The organism is Lysobacter sp. Root983, from assembly GCF_001429345.1.
Taxonomy (GTDB): Bacteria; Pseudomonadota; Gammaproteobacteria; order Xanthomonadales; family Xanthomonadaceae; genus Lysobacter.
Genome location: NZ_LMJO01000016.1, coordinates 624,098 through 641,408, shown reverse-complemented (window position 1 = coordinate 641,408; position 17,311 = coordinate 624,098). Strand labels below are relative to the sequence as shown.

Annotated in this window: 15 protein-coding genes; 8 read left to right on the top strand and 7 right to left on the bottom strand. The window is 69.9% G+C overall.

Features of this window, described 5'->3' with window-relative positions; all coding sequences use genetic code 11:
- Nucleotides 1-6 precede the first annotated feature (6 nt).
- Nucleotides 7-1,935, bottom strand: coding sequence for a beta-propeller domain-containing protein (locus ASE43_RS15035; RefSeq protein ID WP_057161021.1), 1,929 nt, complete (start codon nucleotides 1,933-1,935; stop codon nucleotides 7-9).
- A 187-nt stretch (nucleotides 1,936-2,122) separates the two neighbouring features.
- On the opposite strand from ASE43_RS15035, the gene ASE43_RS15030 reads away from it, so the two are divergent.
- Nucleotides 2,123-3,046 (top strand): alpha/beta hydrolase, encoded by a 924-nt coding sequence (locus ASE43_RS15030; protein WP_082607302.1) that lies wholly within the window; start codon nucleotides 2,123-2,125, stop codon nucleotides 3,044-3,046.
- A gap of 258 nt (nucleotides 3,047-3,304) precedes the next feature.
- On the opposite strand, the gene ASE43_RS15025 is transcribed toward ASE43_RS15030, so the two are convergent.
- Nucleotides 3,305-3,862 (bottom strand): DUF3016 domain-containing protein, encoded by a 558-nt coding sequence (locus tag ASE43_RS15025; RefSeq protein WP_057161019.1) that lies wholly within the window; start codon nucleotides 3,860-3,862, stop codon nucleotides 3,305-3,307.
- An 86-nt stretch (nucleotides 3,863-3,948) separates the two neighbouring features.
- A complete protein-coding gene (locus ASE43_RS15020; RefSeq protein ID WP_057161018.1) occupies nucleotides 3,949-4,845 on the bottom strand; it encodes a LysR family transcriptional regulator in 897 nt (298 codons plus the stop codon).
- A gap of 112 nt (nucleotides 4,846-4,957) precedes the next feature.
- Here ASE43_RS15020 and ASE43_RS15015 point away from each other — a divergent pair, with 112 nt between their 5' ends.
- The 4 genes from ASE43_RS15015 to ASE43_RS15000 all read left to right on the top strand — a co-directional run bounded on the left by ASE43_RS15015 (nucleotide 4,958) and on the right by ASE43_RS15000 (nucleotide 8,921).
- Nucleotides 4,958-5,713 (top strand): type 1 glutamine amidotransferase domain-containing protein, encoded by a 756-nt coding sequence (locus tag ASE43_RS15015; RefSeq protein ID WP_082576566.1) that lies wholly within the window; start codon nucleotides 4,958-4,960, stop codon nucleotides 5,711-5,713.
- A 232-nt stretch (nucleotides 5,714-5,945) separates the two neighbouring features.
- Nucleotides 5,946-7,253 carry an amidohydrolase family protein gene (locus ASE43_RS15010; protein ID WP_057161017.1) on the top strand — a complete coding sequence of 436 codons (1,308 nt, stop codon included), beginning with the start codon at nucleotides 5,946-5,948 and terminating at the stop codon, nucleotides 7,251-7,253.
- A 206-nt stretch (nucleotides 7,254-7,459) separates the two neighbouring features.
- Complete coding sequence (locus ASE43_RS15005; RefSeq protein ID WP_235568759.1) at nucleotides 7,460-8,344, top strand: alpha/beta hydrolase; 885 nt, start codon at nucleotides 7,460-7,462, stop codon at nucleotides 8,342-8,344.
- A 73-nt stretch (nucleotides 8,345-8,417) separates the two neighbouring features.
- Complete coding sequence (locus ASE43_RS15000) at nucleotides 8,418-8,921, top strand: hypothetical protein (RefSeq protein WP_057161016.1); 504 nt, start codon at nucleotides 8,418-8,420, stop codon at nucleotides 8,919-8,921.
- A gap of 120 nt (nucleotides 8,922-9,041) precedes the next feature.
- On the opposite strand, the gene ASE43_RS14995 is transcribed toward ASE43_RS15000, so the two are convergent.
- The 3 genes from ASE43_RS14995 to ASE43_RS14990 all read right to left on the bottom strand — a co-directional run bounded on the left by ASE43_RS14995 (nucleotide 9,042) and on the right by ASE43_RS14990 (nucleotide 10,140).
- Nucleotides 9,042-9,416, bottom strand: coding sequence for a YciI family protein (locus tag ASE43_RS14995; protein WP_056180808.1), 375 nt, complete (start codon nucleotides 9,414-9,416; stop codon nucleotides 9,042-9,044).
- A gap of 197 nt (nucleotides 9,417-9,613) precedes the next feature.
- Nucleotides 9,614-9,772, bottom strand: a complete 159-nt coding sequence (locus tag ASE43_RS21900; protein ID WP_157499952.1) for a hypothetical protein — start codon at nucleotides 9,770-9,772, stop codon at nucleotides 9,614-9,616.
- Entirely contained in the window at nucleotides 9,769-10,140 is a 372-nt protein-coding gene (locus ASE43_RS14990; protein ID WP_057161015.1) for a metalloregulator ArsR/SmtB family transcription factor, read from the bottom strand. Before ASE43_RS14990 ends, ASE43_RS21900 begins: the two co-directional genes overlap by 4 nt.
- A gap of 207 nt (nucleotides 10,141-10,347) precedes the next feature.
- Between ASE43_RS14990 and ASE43_RS14985 the strand changes: the two genes are divergently transcribed.
- From ASE43_RS14985 to ASE43_RS14975, 3 genes are read left to right on the top strand one after another with little or no spacing between them, the layout of a single operon-like run.
- Nucleotides 10,348-15,087, top strand: a complete 4,740-nt coding sequence (locus ASE43_RS14985) for a PAS domain S-box protein (protein WP_057161014.1) — start codon at nucleotides 10,348-10,350, stop codon at nucleotides 15,085-15,087.
- A gap of 7 nt (nucleotides 15,088-15,094) precedes the next feature.
- Nucleotides 15,095-16,063, top strand: a complete 969-nt coding sequence (locus ASE43_RS14980; RefSeq protein ID WP_056180801.1) for a diguanylate cyclase — start codon at nucleotides 15,095-15,097, stop codon at nucleotides 16,061-16,063.
- A 45-nt stretch (nucleotides 16,064-16,108) separates the two neighbouring features.
- Nucleotides 16,109-16,633: a class I SAM-dependent methyltransferase gene (locus ASE43_RS14975; protein WP_162258799.1), complete on the top strand. Its 525-nt coding sequence runs from the start codon at nucleotides 16,109-16,111 to the stop codon at nucleotides 16,631-16,633.
- Nucleotides 16,634-16,640: 7 nt separating this feature from the next.
- Here ASE43_RS14975 and ASE43_RS14970 read toward each other — a convergent pair whose 3' ends face one another.
- Nucleotides 16,641-17,231, bottom strand: a complete 591-nt coding sequence (locus tag ASE43_RS14970; protein WP_057161012.1) for a TetR/AcrR family transcriptional regulator — start codon at nucleotides 17,229-17,231, stop codon at nucleotides 16,641-16,643.
- Nucleotides 17,232-17,311 lie beyond the last annotated feature (80 nt).

The following is a 17,311-nucleotide window of genomic DNA, read 5'->3' as shown; positions in this document are numbered from 1 at the left end:
GCGTACTTATTTGGAAATGGCCGCGGCGCGCGCGGGGCCGAAGTCCACGCGGCGGCGTTCTTGGATGCGGTCCGCATCGACGCGGCCTTCGACCAGTTCGTAGCCGAGCAGGGCGAACACGCGCTCGCCGACGAAGATGGGGCGCGCGTTGCCGTACCAATCCACGCAGCTGACCTGGCAACCGTCGTCGACTGCCGGCGAGGTGCGCGCGTCGAGCTGGCCCATGCGGCTCAGGTGCAGGGCGCGGTTGCGCAGGTAGACGACGCTGGCCTGGCCCGGGGCGCCGTAGTCGCGTTCATCCGCCCGCAGGATCGGCAGACCGGCGATGCCTGCGTCGTCGGCGGTCGGACGATAGAAGAAGCCGTGGGTGCGTTGATCGCCCTCCGCCACGCCGGGGTAGACGAAACGTCCCGCGTGCGCGGCGTTGTCGCCCAGGCGAATCCCGCTGAAATGCAGATCGTTGCCGCTGGATCCGACCAGCAAGGCGTCGCGTCCCAGTGCTTCGATGCGGCTCACCGCGTGCGGCAGGGACAAGGCCTGCACCGGCCTCTGGCTGGCGTAGCGCAGGGCGAGAACGGTGCTCGCCGCACCGCGGTCGTCGTGCTGGTACGGCGCTGCGCCCACCAGCAACCAATCGCCGACATAGCGATTCTGCATGGCGCCGTAGCCGGCGATCAGGGCGGGGAGCGGACGGTAGTGCTCGGCTCGGGTGCTGGCGCTGGCGTCGCCGAATTCGTCCAGCTTGACGCGCAGCAGGGCCAGTTCGCCGGTTTTGGCGTCGTCGCGCCACATCGCATGGCCATCGTAGTCGCTGCCGACCAGCACGTTGAGATAGCCGTCGCGTTGCAGGAACGACATCTGGTCGATAGGGCTGCCGCTGGTGCGCAGTGCCGAGGGCGCGCCGCCATCCAGCGGCATGCGGAACACCGACGAAGACGGCACCCCGGCTTTGCCCGTTCCCGAGCTGATCCAGACATAGACCGCGTCCTGCGCGACATAGAACTCGCGCGAGCGGTCGCCGAGCACGGCGGTGGCGCGGCACTCCAGTTCGGCCCTGCCCAGGTCGCACACGCTCACCGTGTGCAGCACGACGGAGTAGTCGTCGCTGGTCGGGTCCAGCGCGTCGTAGATGCGGCTGGCGGGCAGGATGCGTTTGAAGTCGGCGACCTGGGCGCCGGGTCGCCAGTGGCGCAATGCCGGCAGATGCGACTCGGGCTCGTTCAAGTACACCGGCACGGGCGCATAGAAGATCAGCTGACGTCCGATCAGGCGGCTGGCGTAGTTGCGTTGCGAATAGTAGTCGCCGCTGCGCAGTTGGTAGGTATCGCGATGACGCAGGCCGCCGTCGTCGCCCAGCGCGAACAGGCCGATCTCGGTGCCGCCGCGTTCGTAGCTGTAGCCGATCACGATCACGTCCCGGCCCGACACCAGCATCTCGTCGTACCAGGTGCCGTTGGGGCTGGAGCCCGGCGCGTAGGCGTCGATGGTGGCGACCGGTTGCAGACCGTCGCCGCCGACGCGGATGGAGAACAGGCGGCCGCGGCGCAGCACGATCAGGTAGTCGCCGGCGTTCTTGACGATGTCGCCTTCGTCCACGCCCAGGGTCTGGATGTTGGTGATCGATTCGGGTGCGGCGGCAGCGGCGTCGGCGCTGGCCTGGGCCGGCGCATCTACCGCCGAGGACTCGGCGAAGCTCATGGGGGCGGGGGGCGGTGAGGGCGGAGGGGGAGGGGCCATCGCGTACTCCTTGGCGGCCTCCTGTCGCCGCCGCTTCATGGCCTGCTGCAAATTCGTCAGCGCACGCTGGAATGCGGCTTCGTCCTCGAACGATTGCAGTGTGCTCGACGGCTTGGACACCGGCGGCGTGGCGGGCTTGGCGCAGGCCGCCAGCAGCACGGCGCTCAGCGCGATGGACACGACGATCTTCCTGTTCATGCGGTTCCCCAGGGCGGAGGCGGCCGCTCCCGGCGAGCGGCCGACCAGGGCCGCCGCGGCGACCCCGAGACTTCCAACGCATGGGATCCGAAACGGGGTCGAACCCTCACTGCCGGCACAGTCCTACCCCGGCCCGCGCTGCGATGATCGCCGCTAGCTCTTTCCTCTCTCTTGCGAGTCCGGCGCCATGAAGACGAATTCCAGTCCCCGACGCTGCGTGCGTACGCTGATATTGACTGGCTCGCTCCTGCTGTTCGGTGCACTGGCGAACGGTCCGGTCGCCGCCGCAGGCTACGTCGCCGGCTCGGTGCCGGCCGCCGACGGCACACGCATTCACTACGTCGACAACGGCCGGACCGGCGCGGCGCCGGTGCTGGTGTTCGTGCCTGGCTGGGGCATGGATCACACGATCTGGGACGCGCAGCTGGCGGCGTTCGGCGAGGGGCATCGGGTGTTGGCGATGGACCCGCGTTCGCAGGGCGCTTCGCAGCTTAGCGGCGGCGGCAATACGCCGGAGGTGCGCGCCAGCGATATCGAGGCCCTGCTGACGGCGCGCAAACTCGATCGGGTGGTGCTGATCGGTTGGTCGCAGGGCGTGCAGGATGTCGCCGCCTATGTGCAGCGTTACGGGACCGGGCGTATCGCCGGCCTGGTGTTGGTGGATGCGGCGGTGTCGCGCGGCGCTGGCGGGGTGGCCGCGGATCCGCAGGCGGCGCAGCGCTTCCTCGAGATGATGGCGGTCTACGCCGCGCATCCGCGCGAGTACCTGCGCGGCATGATGGGCGCGATCTTCGCCCGGCCGTTGGCGCCGGCGCAGGTGGATCGGCGCGTCGAGATCGCCTTGCGTACGCCGGTGAGCACGGGCGTGGCGATGCTGGTGGCCGATATGTATGGCGTCGACCGCAGCGGTGCGCTGAAAAAGTTCGACCGGCCGACGTTGATCGTGGCGGCGGCGAGTTCGGACGAGCTTGCGGCGCAGAAGGCGGCGGCGCAGCAGGTGCCGGGGGCACGGCTGGAGGTCGTTGCCGATGCGGGGCACGGGGTATTCGTGGATCAGCCCGAGCCGTTCAATACGGCGCTGCGGGAGTTCTTGGAGACGCTACGGCGCTAGGGGGGATCGCTGTTTTGAGGTGAGTGGCATCGTGGGCGTGGTGGCGCGATCGCGGCTTACGCCGCTCCCACAGAGAGCAGAAAGCAGAGTCGGGATGGCCGGGTAGGAGCGGCGTGAGCCGCGACTCGGTATTCGGTGTGCGTCGTTGGTTTCGTCGTGGGTGCGGCTTCGCGGTCGCGGCTTGCGCCGCTCCCACAGGGGCGGATGCGGCTGATGGTGCGCCCGAGGAGGGTGTGGAGCGGCGGGCGGCGGTGCGGCTCAGACGCCGGGGCGCTTGAGTTCGCGGTCCAGCCAGCGGTTGATCAGCGTCTTTTCGTAGCGCAGCGGGTCGCTGTTGCTCAGGGCGTTGGCGTTGCTGAGGAAGCCCATGTCGCTGAGCTTGCGCTCGCCCTCGGCGATGACCTGGCCGTCGGCGCCGATGCGGCGGAAGTTGAGGGTGATGCGCGGCGGGTAGATGTCGCGGATGAAGCGGGTGTCGTTGAAGGCGACGCCGCGCCAGGGTTCGTAGTTGCCGGCGCGGCGGATGTCGAGGATGTCGACTTCCAGGCGCTCGCCCGCGGGCAGGCGCTTCTGCGCGCGCTGGCGCAGGTGCTGGGCCAGGTCTTGGACCCAGTTGCCGCGCTTGGCTTCGCTGGAATTGCCGCTGTAGCGGATCTCGGTGAACTGGGCCGGGTTTTGCCAACGCACTTCGACCGGTCCCTGTTCGGGTAGCGCGCGCGGCGCATCGGGGTCGGTGACGTTGCGGCTCTTGGCGACGGCGCCGCCGGCCAGGGTCAGGGCGAGCACGGCGGCGATCAAGGCGGGACGGAGAATCATGGGTGACTCCGTGGATAGCGCGCTGAGGCGACACCCCGATTGTCCGCCCGCGTGCTGGGCACCGCAAATGCCGACGCCGCGGCGCTTTAGCCCGCGCTCAGCGCCGCGATCAGGGCGCGCGCGGCGGCGGACAGCTGCCGGTGCGGCGCGTAGATCAGCGAGAACGCGCGGCTGCGGCCGCGGGTGTGCGTCAACACCTCGACCAGGCGCCCGGCGCGCACGCGTTCGCCGACGATGAAGTCATAACTCTGGCAGATACCCGCGCCCTGTTCGGCCAGGGACACCATGCCCAAGGGGTCGTCCGATACCCGCAGCGCTCCGCCCGGCGTCCAGTCGCGGTCGCGCCCGTCCTCGCGCAGGATCCACGGGAAAACGCGCCCGCTGCTGGGCATCACGAACGACAGGCAACTGTGCTGGGCCAGGTCGTCGATGGTCCGCGGCAGGCCCGCGCGCCGCAGATACTCGGGCGAGGCGACCAGGCAGACCGGGGCGTCCTCGAGCTTGCGCGCGACCAGGCCGCTGTCGGGCAACTCGCCCAGCCGGATCGCCAGGTCGTAGCCTTCGGCGATCAGGTCGACATTGCGATTGGCGATGCTCAACTCGATCCGCACCTGCGGGTGCTGCTGCGCGAATGCCTGCAGCCGCGCCGGCAGTCGGTAGTGGCCGTAGGTGGTCGGCACGCTCAGGCGCACGCTGCCGGAGAGCGTGCCGCCCTGGCCCTGGAGGCTGCGTTCGGCCTCGTCGATCAGGGCGAAGGCGGTGCGGGTCTGCTCGAGGTAGCTGCGCCCGGCTTCGGTCAGGCCCAGGCGCCGGGTCGTGCGCCGCAACAGTTGCACGCCCAGGCGGGCTTCCAGCCGCGCGATCGCGCGGCTGATCGCCGAGGGCGTGGTCGCCAGCGCGGTCGCGGCGGCGGTCAGCGAGCCGCGCTCGACCGCGGCGGCGAAGGCCTCGACGTCGGCCAGGTGATCGTAATGACGGCTCATTCTTGCGTTCCGCGCACGAGTAATTTGCCTGGAAGCCAGTTTATCGCCATGAAGCGCAAGAATAGAGTGCCAGCACCCGGTCGGCTCCCGACCCTTTCCCAGGATTCCCGCCATGAGCGCTTTATTCGCCGCCGCCCTGTTCGGCCTGTCCGCCGCCGCCACCGGCGCCACCCCGCCCGCGCCCAAGCCGGTGCTGATGGTGTTGACCAGCCACGGCACCAAGGGCAGCACCGGTCAGCCCACCGGCTTCTACCTGGGCGAAGTCACCCACCCCCTGGCGGTGTTCGACGCCGCCGGCATCGCGGTCGAGTTCGCTTCGATCCAGGGCGGCGAGCCGCCGGTGGACGGCGTCGAACTGGACGACGCCACCAACGCGCGCTACTGGAACGACGCCGGCTTCCGCGCCGCGATCCGCAACACCGCGCGCCTGGATACCGTCGACAGCGGCAAGTACGCGGCGGTGTTCTACGCCGGCGGCCACGGCGCGGTCTGGGATTTTCCCGACAGCCCGGCGGTGCAGCGGGTGACGCGCGAGGTGTACGAATCCGGCAACGTGGTCGCCGCGGTCTGCCACGGCCCGGCCGCGCTGGTGAACGTGAAGCTCAGCGACGGCAGCTACCTGGTGGCCGGCAAGCGCGTCAGCGCGTTCACCGACGACGAAGAGCGCGCGGTGAAGCTGGAGAGCGTGGTGCCGTTCCTGCTCGCCAGCACGCTGAGCCAGCGCGGCGCGCAGCACCAGGCCGGGCCGAACTGGACCGCGCAGGTCAGCGTCGACGGGCGCCTGGTCACGGGCCAGAACCCGCAGTCGGCCACCGCCACCGCCGAGGCGGTGCGGGATTTGCTGCGCAAGTCGACGGCCGCCAACTAGTACTCGGCGCCGCGAAGACGATGCGGTTCGCCTTTGGCTCACCGCATCCTACGCATCGCGATGCCTGGCGGCGTCCTCTTCGGGTCATGGCGAGGACGGCCGGAGAATTTCGCGCACGATCGGGTGCGGGGCGCGCGCGGAAACTGAGGCGCCGGTCATCCGAAGGTCCCATATCCCGCGTCGCAGCAAGCCCTACACTCGCTCTCACCATATCGCTCCGGGGAGAGTCCGTATGAAGTTGCGCAACGCCGTCCTGTCCGCTGCCTTGTCCTTGGGTTTGAGTCTGGCCTTGAACGCGCAGGCGCAGAACGCCGCGCCGACGATCGCGCTCAAGGCCGCGCACCTGTTCGACGGACGCAGCGGGCAGCTGGTGTCGCCCGGCGTGGTGGTGGTGCGCGGCGATCGCATCGTCGCGGTCGGTCGCGATGCCGCTATTCCGGCCGACGCGCAAGTGATCGACCTGGGCGAGGCGACCCTGCTGCCCGGCTTCATCGACGCGCATACCCACCTGGCTTCCGATCACAGCGAGGATTGGGCCCAGGGCTTCTACGAAAACATGCTGCGCTTCCCGACCGAGCAGGCCTTCCACGCGCAGCGCAACGCGCAGTCGGCGTTGAAGGCCGGCGTGACCACCGCGCGCGAGCTGGGCGCACCGGATTTCGTCGACATCGGCCTGCGCAACGCGATCAACGCCGGCCTGGTCCAGGGCCCGCGCCTGATCGTGGCCGGCCACGCCATCGGCTCCACCGGCGGCCACTGCGACAGCGTCAACGCGCCGCCGGATCGGATCCGGCCCGCCGGTCCGCTGGAAGGGGTGTGCAACGGCGCCGAGGAATGCCGCCTGGCGGTGCGTCAGCAGATGAAGTTCGGCGCCGACGTGATCAAGATCTGCGCCTCCGGAGGCGTGCTGTCCGAGTCCGACCCGGTTGACGTGCCGCAGCTCACGCCGGCCGAGCTCGGCGCGATCATCGGCGAGGCCCACAACTGGGGCCGCAAGGTGGCCGCGCACAGCCACGGCGATGTCGCCGCGCGGCTGGCGGTGGAGGCCGGCATCGATTCGATCGAGCACGGCAGCTTCCTCACCCCGGCCACGCTGCAGCTGATGAAGAACAAGGGCGTCTACCTAGTGCCCACGCGCATGACCCAGCTGTGGGTGGATGAGAAGGCGAACACCTATCCGCCCAAGATCGGCGAGAAGGCGCGCGCCGCCGCCGCCGCGCATACCCAGATGTTCAAGCAGGCCTTGAAGATCGGCGTGCCGATCGCCTACGGCACCGACTCGGCGGTGTTCCCGCACGGCCTCAACGCACGCGAGTTCGGCGATTACGTCGACATGGGCATGAGCCCGGCGCAGGCGTTGATGACCAGCAGCCAGGGCTCGGCGAAATTGCTCGGCATCGACAAGGACACCGGCACTCTGGAAGTCGGCAAGGCCGCCGACATCGTGGCGGTGCCCGGCGACGTGATCCAGAACGTGCGCGCGACCGAGAAGCCGGTGCTGGTGATGCGCGCGGGCGTGGTGGTCAAGGGCGCGCCCTGAGCGGAGGTGCTTCCGCGCTTTAGGAACATCTCAAAGAAGACCGGAGCGACGCGCGGTCCCAGTCCGCGCGCCGCTCCGGGGATCTCCCTGACGAGGAGAGCTGCAGCTTGCCTGCGGGCCGTCGCAGCAGCCGAGACTGCAGCGCAATGTCGTCTCCGCACGATGCCGGTGCGCGCGCAGCCGGCATCGCGGCTGCGCGGATACCGATGCCCCGCATTACCGCCGTTGTCCCGACCCCACCCTCCACCGACTCCGGGAGTAAGACCATGAGCACGATCGCCACCAAAGACGGCACCCAGATCTATTACAAGGACTGGGGCAGCGGCCCCGTCGTCGTCCTCAGCCATGGCTGGCCGCTCAACGCCGACAGCTGGGAAGCGCAGATGCTGTTTTTGGCCGACAACGGCTATCGCGTGATCGCGCACGACCGCCGCGGTCACGGCCGCTCCAGTCAGCCCTGGCAGGGCAACGACATGGACCACTACGCCGACGACCTGGCCGAGCTGCTCGAGCATCTGGACGTCAAGGACGCCTCGCTGTTCGGCTTCTCCACCGGCGGCGGCGAAGTCGCGCGTTATGTGGGCCGTCACGGCACCGCGCGCGTGGCCAGGCTCGGCCTGATCTCGGCGGTGCCGCCGCTGATGCTCAAGACCGAAGCCAACCCCGGTGGCCTGCCGGTCGAAGTCTTCGACGGCATCCGCAAGGCCTCGCTGGCCGATCGTTCGCAGCTGTATCAGGACCTCGCCAGCGGCCCGTTCTTCGGCTACAACCGGCCCGGCGCCAAGAAGTCGCAGGGCGCGATCGACGCGTTCTGGATGCAGGGCATGATGGCCGGGCACAAGAACGCCTACGACTGCATCGCCGCGTTCTCGGCCACCGACTTCACCCAGGACCTGAAGAAGTTCGACAAGCCGACCCTGATAGTGCACGGCGACGACGATCAGGTCGTGCCGGTGGACGCCGCCGCGCGCGCCTCGGCCAAGCTGATTCCGCACGCCAAGCTGGTGATCTACCCCGGTGCGCCGCACGGCATCACCGACACCCACAAGGAAAAGCTCGGCGCCGACATGTTGGCGTTCCTCAAGTCCTGATCCGCGCGCGACGCCGGCCGCGCGCCGGCGTCGCGCCATCGTCCGCAACCGCCCAGCCCTCGCGAGGTGAACCATGTTCGGCATCACGCCCTTCGGCATGTTCCATACCGTCGTCAGCCTCATCGCCCTGTTCGCCGGCCTCATCGCCCTGATCCGTTACCGCGAGATCGGCTACGAGCGCCTGATCGGCAAGGTCTATGTGTGGTTCACCATCGGCAGCTGCGTGACCGGCTTCTTCATCTTCCGCCACGGCGGCTTCGGCAAGCCGCACGCGTTGGGCGTGATCACGCTGATCGTGTTGTTCTCGGCGCTGGCCGCCGACCGCAAGGCGATCTTCGGCGGGCTGTCGCGCTACGTCGCGGCGATCGGCTACACGCTGACGGTGTTCTTCCACCTGATCCCGGGCTTCACCGAAACCGCCACCCGTATCCCGGAGGGCCGGCCGCTGGTGTCGGGGCCGGACGCGCCGGAACTGCAGGCCGCGGTGGGCGCGGCCTTCCTGGTGTTCCTGGCGGTGGCGCTGCTGCAGGCCTTGCGGATCCGTCGTCAGCGCGCGCCGCTGCCGCAAGCTGCCTGATCCCGCCACACCCAGGCGCCCTCGCGGTGGAGGCCTGGGTTGTCGTTGAGCCGCCCGGCGGCGCCTGAGGCGACGCCGGCGGCGTAGCCGTGCGCCCGCTGCGGCCGCCGCGATGCAAGCTCAGGCGCCGACGTCGCGCCGCACGTCGTTGAGATCGCGCACCGGGCGCACTTCGATGCAGCCGGAATTGGCCCAGGGGAACTGCGCGGCGATGCGCAGGGCCTCGTCCATGTTCTCGGCTTCGATCAGGTTGAAGCCGCCCAGGTATTCCTTGGTCTCGGCGAAGGGGCCGTCGGTGATCGTGGCACGGCCGTTGCGCACGCGCAGCGACTTGGCGGTGGTCGGGGCCTCGAGCTGTTGCGAGTCCAGCAGGTAACCCTGGTCGCGCAGCTCGTCGGCGTGGATCAGGCAGTCGCGCATCATGCTCTTGGCCTCGTCGGCGGGTACGCCGCCGAGCAGGCTGTCGTCGTTGTAGATCATCACCAGAAATTTCATTCGCGGTCTCGGATCGAGGGGTGGGCCCGGCAATGTGCGGCCAGCGGTCGCGGGCCGCAAGAGACCCGCCGTTCTTTCGCGCGTTCGTGCACAAGGCAGGGGCCGAAGGTCTTCACAACCAGCCGCGCACGCGGCGAAATCTCAGTGCCGGCCCGGCCGGTCGCGCAGCGGGTCGATCGCGGCAGGGCGGCTCTGGATCACCGACGGCCCGCCGGCGACGCGATCCGGGCGGTCGGGCGCAGGCGCGTACCGTCGCCATCGGCTTGCAGGTCCCAGGCGATCGGGGCCCGCGCGAGTAGGGCGCCCGCGCTTTGGATGCGTTCGACCGCGACGATGCGGCGGCCGTCGGCGTTCATGCGGGGCGGCGTCTGCGTGAGGCGGGTTTGGCGGGCTGCGGCTCGGGGTGGGCGGCGAGATGAGCGCCCAGGCGGTCGAGCTGGCGTGCGCCGGCGTCGCGGCGCTGGCCGATCCAGCGTTCGGCCGCGGCCAGGCCGTCGCGATCGAGTTCGCAGCTGCGGACCCGGCCGGTCTTGCGCGAGCGCACCAGGCCGCTGGCCTCCAGCACCTGCAGGTGCTGCACCACCGCCGCCAACGACATCGCCAAGGGCCGGGCGAGTTCGCTGACCGTGGCCGTACCGCCGTCCAGACGCTCGATCATCGAACGCCGGCTGGGGTCGGCGAGGGCGTGGAAGACGCGGTCCAGATTCGGGGGATGGTTAGGCATGCGCTTGAGTGTGGGCGGGGCCATCCAACTGTCAAGTAATCGCTTAAGTATGGGTGCGCACTGCCGGTGCCGCCGATGCCCCTGCGCGCGGCTGTGCCGATCGCGGACAGTGGCGTAGCCGGCCCGGGCGGTGTCGATTCCGCGCAGCCCCACTCGGAATCTCTACGGGGCCTCTGCTAACGTCCTTCGTTCCGAACCTGGGAGGGGATGCCCATCCGTCGTCTGCGTAGCCCTGCCCGACTTGCCCTGCTGGTACTGCTGCTGGGACTGGCCGGCGCGGTGATGGTGGGGTTGCGCCAGCAGTCCGGCAACGAGGCGCGCACCCAGCAGCTGCTGGACAGCATGGCCGCGCGCGCCACGGCCGATTTGAAGTCGCGTTTCCAGACCTACGAATACGGGCTGCGCGGGGCGCGCGGGGCGGTGCTGGGCGCCGGCGGCGCGATCAACCGCGAACGCTTCCGTCGCTACATGCAGTCGCGCGAGCTCGCGCGCGAGTTCCCCGGCGCGCACGGCTTCGGTTACATCGCGCGCGTGCCCGCCGGCCGCGAGGGCGCCTTCCTGAGCGGCCTGCGCGCGGAAGGCCTGCGCGAGGTCAAGGTCCGCCAGCTCGCCCCGCACAAGGGCGAGAAATACCTGATCAAGTACGTCGAGCCCGAGGCGCCCAATCGCGCCGCGCTGGGTCTGGACATCGCCTCCGAGCGCAAGCGCCGCGAGGCCGCGCTGGCCGCGCTAAAGAGCGGGCAGCCGACCCTGACCGGGCCGATCACCCTGGTCCAGGTCGAGGGCAAGCCCAATCGCAGCATGCTGTTCCTGCTGCCGGTGTACCCGAACGGACAACCCTCGGACCCGGCGCAGGCCGCAGCGGCGGCGGTGGGCTGGGTGTACGCGCCGCTGGTCACCGACGACATCCTGGCCGACTTCGGACAAACCCACGCCGACTACGGCTTCATCCTGAGCGACGTCACCGACCCGGCGCACGGCGAGCGCATCTACGCCTCCGCCAGCATCGGCGAAGGCGTCGACCAGGAGCGTTCGCGCCAGCGCGTTTTCGCCCTGTACGGCCGCCAGTGGCGCATGGATATCGAGGCCCAGCCGGCCACCATCGCCGCCCTGGACCTGCCGCAGCCCTGGCGCGCGGCGGGTTCGATCGCCGCGTTGGGTTCGCTGCTGGCGGTGCTGCTGTATCTGTTCATGAGCTCCAACGAACGCAAGCAGCGTTCGATCGCGCAGAGCGCGCGCCTGGCCGCGATCGTCGAGAGTTCGCACGACGCCATCGTCGGCACCTCGTCCGACGGCCGCGTGACCGAGTGGAACCGCGCCGCCCAGCAGATGTTCGGCTATCCGCCCGAGGAGGCCATCGGCCGCTCGCTGGTCGAGTTGGTGGTGCCGTTCGAGCGCATTCGCGAGGACGGCCAGATCCTGCAGCGCGCGCTGGCCGGCGAAGAGGCGGTGGCGGTCGAGACCATCCGCCGCCATCGCAACGGCTCGCCGTTGTACGTGGAGATTTCGGCCGCGCCGATCCGCAGCGGCAGCGGGCGCGTGGTCGGCGTGGCCTCGACCCTGCGCGACATCGCCGAACGCAAGGAAGCCCAGGCGGAGATCCTGCAGCTCAACGCCACCCTGGAGCATCAGGTCGAGGAGCGCACCGCCGAACTGCAGGCGTTCTCGGCGCTGCAGCGCGCGATCCTGGCCAACGCCGGCTACGCCATCATCGCCTCCGACCCGGAAGGCAAGATCACCCTGTTCAATCCGGCCGCCGAGGCGATCCTGGGCTACTCGGCCGAGGAACTGGTCGGCCGCGAGACCCCGGCGCTGTTCCACGAGCCCATCGAGATGGCCGAGCGCGCCCATGCGCTGCAGATGGAGCTGGGCCGACGCATCGATCCTGGCTTCGAAGTGTTCGTGACCAAGGCCCGCATCGAGCCCGATTCCAACGAGTGGACCTACATCACCAAGAGCGGCGACCGCATCCCGGTGCTGCTCAACGTCAGCGCGCTGCGCAAGAGCGACGGCGAGATCGTGGGTTACCTGGGCATCGCCGTCGACCTGCGCGAGCGCAAGCGCCGCGAGGCCGCGCTGGAGACCAACGAACGCAAGCTGCGCGGGCTGTTCGAGCTGTCGCCGTTGGGCATCGCGCTGACCGACGAGAGCGGGCGCTTCGTCGAGTTCAACGAGGAGTTCCGCGCCCTGACCGGCTACAGCGAGCAGGAACTGCGCGCGCTGGATCAGAGCAAGCTCACGCCCAAGGAGTACGAGCTGCAGGAGAAGGCGGTCCAGCGCACCCTGCACAGCAGCGGCCGTTACGGCCCCTACGAGAAACAGTTCGTGCGCAAGGACGGCGCGCGCGTGCCGGTGCGCTTGAACGGCGTGGCCCTGCGCATCGACGGCAAGCTCCATACCTGGTCGATCGCCGAGGACATCACCGTCCAGCGCACCGCCGAGGCGGCGATGGTGGACGCGGTCGCCGCGGCGGAGGCGGCCAGCAAGGCCAAGAGCGATTTCCTGGCCAACATGAGCCACGAGATCCGCACGCCCATGAACGCGATCCTGGGCATGCTGCAGCTGCTGCAGAAGACCAGCCTGGACCTGCGCCAGCTCGACTACGCCAACAAGACCGAGACCGCGGCCAAGACCCTGCTGGGCATCCTCAACGACATCCTCGACTTCTCCAAGATCGAGGCCGGCCGCCAGACCCTGGAATCGCACGAGTTCGAACTCGAGCAGGTGCTGCGCGACATCTCGGTGATCCTCAGCGCCAACGTCGGCGACAAGGACATCGAGATCGTGTTCGATATCGACGAGCACGTGCCCAAGCGCGTGATCGGCGATTCCCTGCGCCTGCAGCAGGTGCTGATCAATCTGGTCGGCAACGCGATCAAGTTCACCCACTACGGCGAGGTGGTGCTGGTGGTGCGCGTCGCCAACGCCGATCAGGGCCGGGTGTCGCTGGCGTTCGACGTGCGCGACAGCGGCATCGGCATCGACGAAGACAAGTTGGTGGCGATCTTCGAGGGTTTCTCGCAGGCCGAGGCCTCGACCACCCGCCGCTTCGGCGGCACCGGCCTGGGCCTGGCGATCAGCCAGCGACTGGTGCGCCTGATGGGCGGCGAGCTGGGCGTGGAAAGCGAACGCGGCCGCGGCAGCCGCTTCTTCTTCAGCATCGGGCTGGGCGTGCCCAGCCAGCCCTCCGAGGCCCCGGCCGGTCCGCCGGAGCGCCTGCGCGAACTGCGCGCGTTGGTGGTGGACGACAACGACAGCGCGCGCAACGCGATCCTGGCGATGGTGCAGTCGATCGGCTGGAAGGCCGATGCCGCGCGCAGCGGCGAGGAAGCGCTGGAATTCGTCGAGCGCGCCGCCGGCGAGGGCCCGCCCTACGAAGTGATCTTTCTGGACTGGCGCATGCCGGGCCTGGACGGCTGGGAGACCGGCCGGCGCATCCGCGAGCTGATCGGCGGCAGCCAGGCGCCGTTGATCGTGATGGTCACCGCGCACGGCCGCGAGATGCTGGTCGAGCGGCTGGGCCGCGAACAGGCGGTGCTGGACGGTTTCCTGATGAAGCCGGTGACGGTGGCGATGCTGATCGACGCGGTCGCCGATGCGCGCTCCGGACAGGGCCTGCCGCTGCCCTTGCCCGATCCGGCGCCGCTGCAAGCCTCGCGCAATCGCCTGGCCGGAATGTCGCTGCTGGTGGTCGAGGACAATCCGACCAACCAGCAGGTGGTGACCGACCTGCTCGAAAGCGAGGGCGCGCGCGTGGCCGTGGCCGGCGGCGGCGCCAAGGCCTTGCAGATGCTGGTCGGCCAGGCCGGCCAGTACCACGTGGTGCTGATGGACATCCAGATGCCCGACATGGACGGCTACACCGCGACCCGGCGCATCCGCGGCAATCTGGGTTTGACCAGGCTGCCGATCATCGCGATGACCGCGAACGTGTTGCCTTCCGACCGCGAGGCCTGCCTGGCCGCAGGCATGAACGATCACCTCGGCAAGCCCTTCGATCTGGATACCCTGGTCGAGCGCCTGCTGCATTGGACCGCACGCGGCGCCACCACCGCGGGCGCTGCGGCGGCCGCGAACGGCGCGGGCGTAGTCGCGCCTGCGACCACGCCCGCACCCACGCCCGCACCTGCGCCACCCGTGGAACCCGCCGCCGAGCCCGCGCCGCCGCTGCCCGCGCTGGAGGCCGAAGCCGCATTGCAGGCCGAGGCGGCGCAAGCGCTGGCCGCGCGCGCCGTCGCCACCCAAGCCGCTACGGCGCAGGCGGTGACGACCCAGGCCGCCGCCGCCCAGATCGCCACCACCCTGCCGGCCGCGGCGCACACCGCGGTGGCGCCGGGCGAAGCCGCGCCGGCCGCGAACGGCGAGCCGGCCTTGCTGGATTGGGAGGCCGCGCTGGCCCGTTTCGGCGGCAAACGCCGCGTCTACAGCGACGTGCTACGCGGCTTCCCCGACGGCGGCACCCAGATCATGGGCGAGCTTGCGACCGCTTTGCGCTCCAAACAGCGCGAAGGCGCGGCGCGTCAGTTGCACACGCTCAAAGGCGTCGCCGCCACGGTCGGCGCGATGCGCCTGGCGCAGTTGGCCGAGCTGCAGGAGAAGGCGATCGCCGCGGCCGGCGAGGACTGGTTGCGCGCGCTGCAATTGGGTGCGTTGCGCAACGGCCTGGGCGAAGCGGCGGCCGCCACGCGCGAGCGCCTGCAGATATTGAGCGCCGACGAACCGCCGCCGCCGGGCGACGACGCGCCGGTGCCGCAGCGCTCGCTGCAGCGCCTGCGCGAACTGTTGAGCGCCTCCAACCTGGGCGCGCTGGACGTATTCCACTCGCTGGAGGCGGGCCTGGCCCGCCACCACCCGGGCGAGCATCGGCAGCTGGCCGATGCGCTGACCCGGTTCGACTTCGCCGCGGCGGCCGATGTGTGCGGCCGCCTGCTGGCCCGATCGGAATGACAAGGAGATGAACGTGATCTTGTTCGACGTGGAGGCGTTGCCCGGGACGGCGGCCGCTTCGCGACGCGCGCGCTTGCTGGTCGTGGACGATCAGCCGATCAACATACGCGCACTGCACGAAGTGTTTTCCGCCGATCACGACGTGTTCATGGCCACCAACGGCGCGCAGGCGCTGGCGTTCTGCCGCCAGACCCCGCCCGACCTGGTGCTGCTGGACGTGGTCATGCCCGACCTGAGCGGGCTGGAGGTGTGCCGCGCGCTCAAGGCCGATCCGGAAACCCAGAGCATCCCGGTGATCTTCGTCACCAGCCTGGACGATCCGGCCGAGGAGGCCGCGTGCTGGGACGCCGGCGGCGTCGACTTCATCACCAAGCCGATCAACGCCTTGACCGTGCGCAACCGCGTGCGCGCGCACCTGACCTTGAAGCAGCAATCGGATCTGCTGCGGCGCATGGCCTGGGTCGACGGCCTGACCGGCGTGGCCAACCGGCGCCAGTTCGACGAGCGCCTGGCGCGCGAGTGGCAGCGCTGCCGCCGCGGCGGCCAACCGCTGTCGGCGGGCATCATCGATATCGACCACTTCAAGGCCTACAACGACACTTACGGCCACCTCGCCGGCGACGACTGCCTGCGCCAGGTCGCGGCCGCGATCGAAAGCAGCCTGGCGCGCCCGGGCGACCTGGTCGCGCGCACCGGCGGCGAGGAGTTCACCTGCCTGCTGCCCGAAATCGATCTGGCCGGCGCGCGCGTGGTGGTGGAGAACGTGGAGCGCGCGGTGCGCGCGCTGGGCATTTCGCATGCGGCCAGCGAGCACGGAACCGTTACCGTCAGCATCGGTATCGCGACCGCGCAACCGGCGGAGGAAGAGAACGCCGAGAGCTTGCTCAATCGCGCCGACAGCGGCCTGTATCGGGCCAAGCGCGGCGGGCGCGCGCGCGTGCGCAGCGACGAGGACACGCCCACGGCGGGCGCATGAGCGCCGCGTACGACGATGGCGCCCGCGCGCCATGACGAAACCCGCATGAGCGCCGCCGAACGCATCCCGGAACGTTTGAGCTGGATGTCGGGCCTGCTGGATCCGCGCCCGACCGATGCGGTGTTGGAACTGGGCTGCGGCAACGGCGTGCTGGCCGCGCTGCTGCTGCCGCGGCTGACGCGCGGCCACTACCTGGGGTTGGATCGCTCCACCGCGGCGATCGCCGCGGCGGTGTGGCGCAATTCCGATGCGGTCGCCTCGGGCGCGGCGAGTTTCCGCGTGGTCGAGGTCGCCAAGGCCGAACCCGAGCGGCGCTACGAGCGCATCGTCGCGGTTAATCTCAATGGGTTCTGGACCGGCGCCGCGTCGGAACTGGCGCGCGTGCGCGACTGGCTGGCGCCGCGCGGTCGTCTGTATCTGGCCTATCAGCCGCCGAACGCGACCGAGCTGGCGCGGATCGAAGCCGGTTTACGCGAAAACCTGCAGCGCCACGGCTACACGGTCGCCGCCGTGGAGGTCGCGCCGCTACGCCCGGTGCCTGGGCTGTGCGTGATCGCCGGGGCCGACTGAAGCGCCTTCAGGCCTTGGCCGACAACCAGCGCTGGATCAGCGAGGCCAATGTCGCCGCCGCGGTCGCCTCGTCGATGCGGCCGCGCTGCCACTGCTGGGCGATCGCGTCGCCGGCGCCGATGATGCCGACGCAGCGCAGCTGCAGTTCCGACGCGGGCAGCGAGGAGTAGGGCGCCAGCGCGTCGCGATAGCGGGCGACGTAATCGTCGATCAGGCGCTGCTGCTCGCGTTCCATGGATTCGTCGCCCTTGAGCGCCGCGACGATCGCGGGGTACTCGGGACCGGCGGTGGTGTAGCAGCGCAGATACGCCTCGGCCAGCATGCGCGCGGCGTCGCCGAGGCGGCGCGGCAGGCGCTCGAAGCTGCGCTCCAAGGCGGCGGCCTGGCGCTGGTCCAGGTGCCGGTACATCGCGATCAGCAGACCGGCGCGGGTCTGGAAGTGCTCGTAGGCGATCGGCTTGCTCACCCCCGCGCGTTCGGCCAGGTAGCCCAGGGTGAGGGCGTCGCTGCCTTGTTCGCGCACGATCGCGAAGGCGGTCTCGAGCAGCTGCTCGCGCCGTTCGGGTTTGCGCAGTCGTCGGGCTGCCGTCTCGCTCATGGAACGCTGTACCGCCGGGTTTCGTGGTGTCGCCGTCTCGTGCGCAGCGTACATTACCATTCGTAACTTACCAATCGTAG

Coding starts and splice junctions, on each gene's coding strand:
- ASE43_RS14985 (WP_057161014.1), top strand. CDS start 10,348: ATGCCCATCCGTCGTCTGCGTAGCCCTGCCCGACTTGCCCTGCTGGTA.
- ASE43_RS14980 (WP_056180801.1), top strand. CDS start 15,095: ATGAACGTGATCTTGTTCGACGTGGAGGCGTTGCCCGGGACGGCGGCC.
- ASE43_RS14970 (WP_057161012.1), bottom strand. CDS start 17,231: ATGAGCGAGACGGCAGCCCGACGACTGCGCAAACCCGAACGGCGCGAG.
- ASE43_RS15010 (WP_057161017.1), top strand. CDS start 5,946: ATGAAGTTGCGCAACGCCGTCCTGTCCGCTGCCTTGTCCTTGGGTTTG.
- ASE43_RS15005 (WP_235568759.1), top strand. CDS start 7,460: ATGCCCCGCATTACCGCCGTTGTCCCGACCCCACCCTCCACCGACTCC.
- ASE43_RS14995 (WP_056180808.1), bottom strand. CDS start 9,416: ATGAAATTTCTGGTGATGATCTACAACGACGACAGCCTGCTCGGCGGC.
- ASE43_RS15030 (WP_082607302.1), top strand. CDS start 2,123: ATGAAGACGAATTCCAGTCCCCGACGCTGCGTGCGTACGCTGATATTG.
- ASE43_RS14990 (WP_057161015.1), bottom strand. CDS start 10,140: ATGCCTAACCATCCCCCGAATCTGGACCGCGTCTTCCACGCCCTCGCC.
- ASE43_RS14975 (WP_162258799.1), top strand. CDS start 16,109: ATGAGCGCCGCCGAACGCATCCCGGAACGTTTGAGCTGGATGTCGGGC.
- ASE43_RS15035 (WP_057161021.1), bottom strand. CDS start 1,935: ATGAACAGGAAGATCGTCGTGTCCATCGCGCTGAGCGCCGTGCTGCTG.
- ASE43_RS15020 (WP_057161018.1), bottom strand. CDS start 4,845: ATGAGCCGTCATTACGATCACCTGGCCGACGTCGAGGCCTTCGCCGCC.
- ASE43_RS15000 (WP_057161016.1), top strand. CDS start 8,418: ATGTTCGGCATCACGCCCTTCGGCATGTTCCATACCGTCGTCAGCCTC.
- ASE43_RS21900 (WP_157499952.1), bottom strand. CDS start 9,772: ATGAACGCCGACGGCCGCCGCATCGTCGCGGTCGAACGCATCCAAAGC.
- ASE43_RS15025 (WP_057161019.1), bottom strand. CDS start 3,862: ATGATTCTCCGTCCCGCCTTGATCGCCGCCGTGCTCGCCCTGACCCTG.
- ASE43_RS15015 (WP_082576566.1), top strand. CDS start 4,958: ATGAGCGCTTTATTCGCCGCCGCCCTGTTCGGCCTGTCCGCCGCCGCC.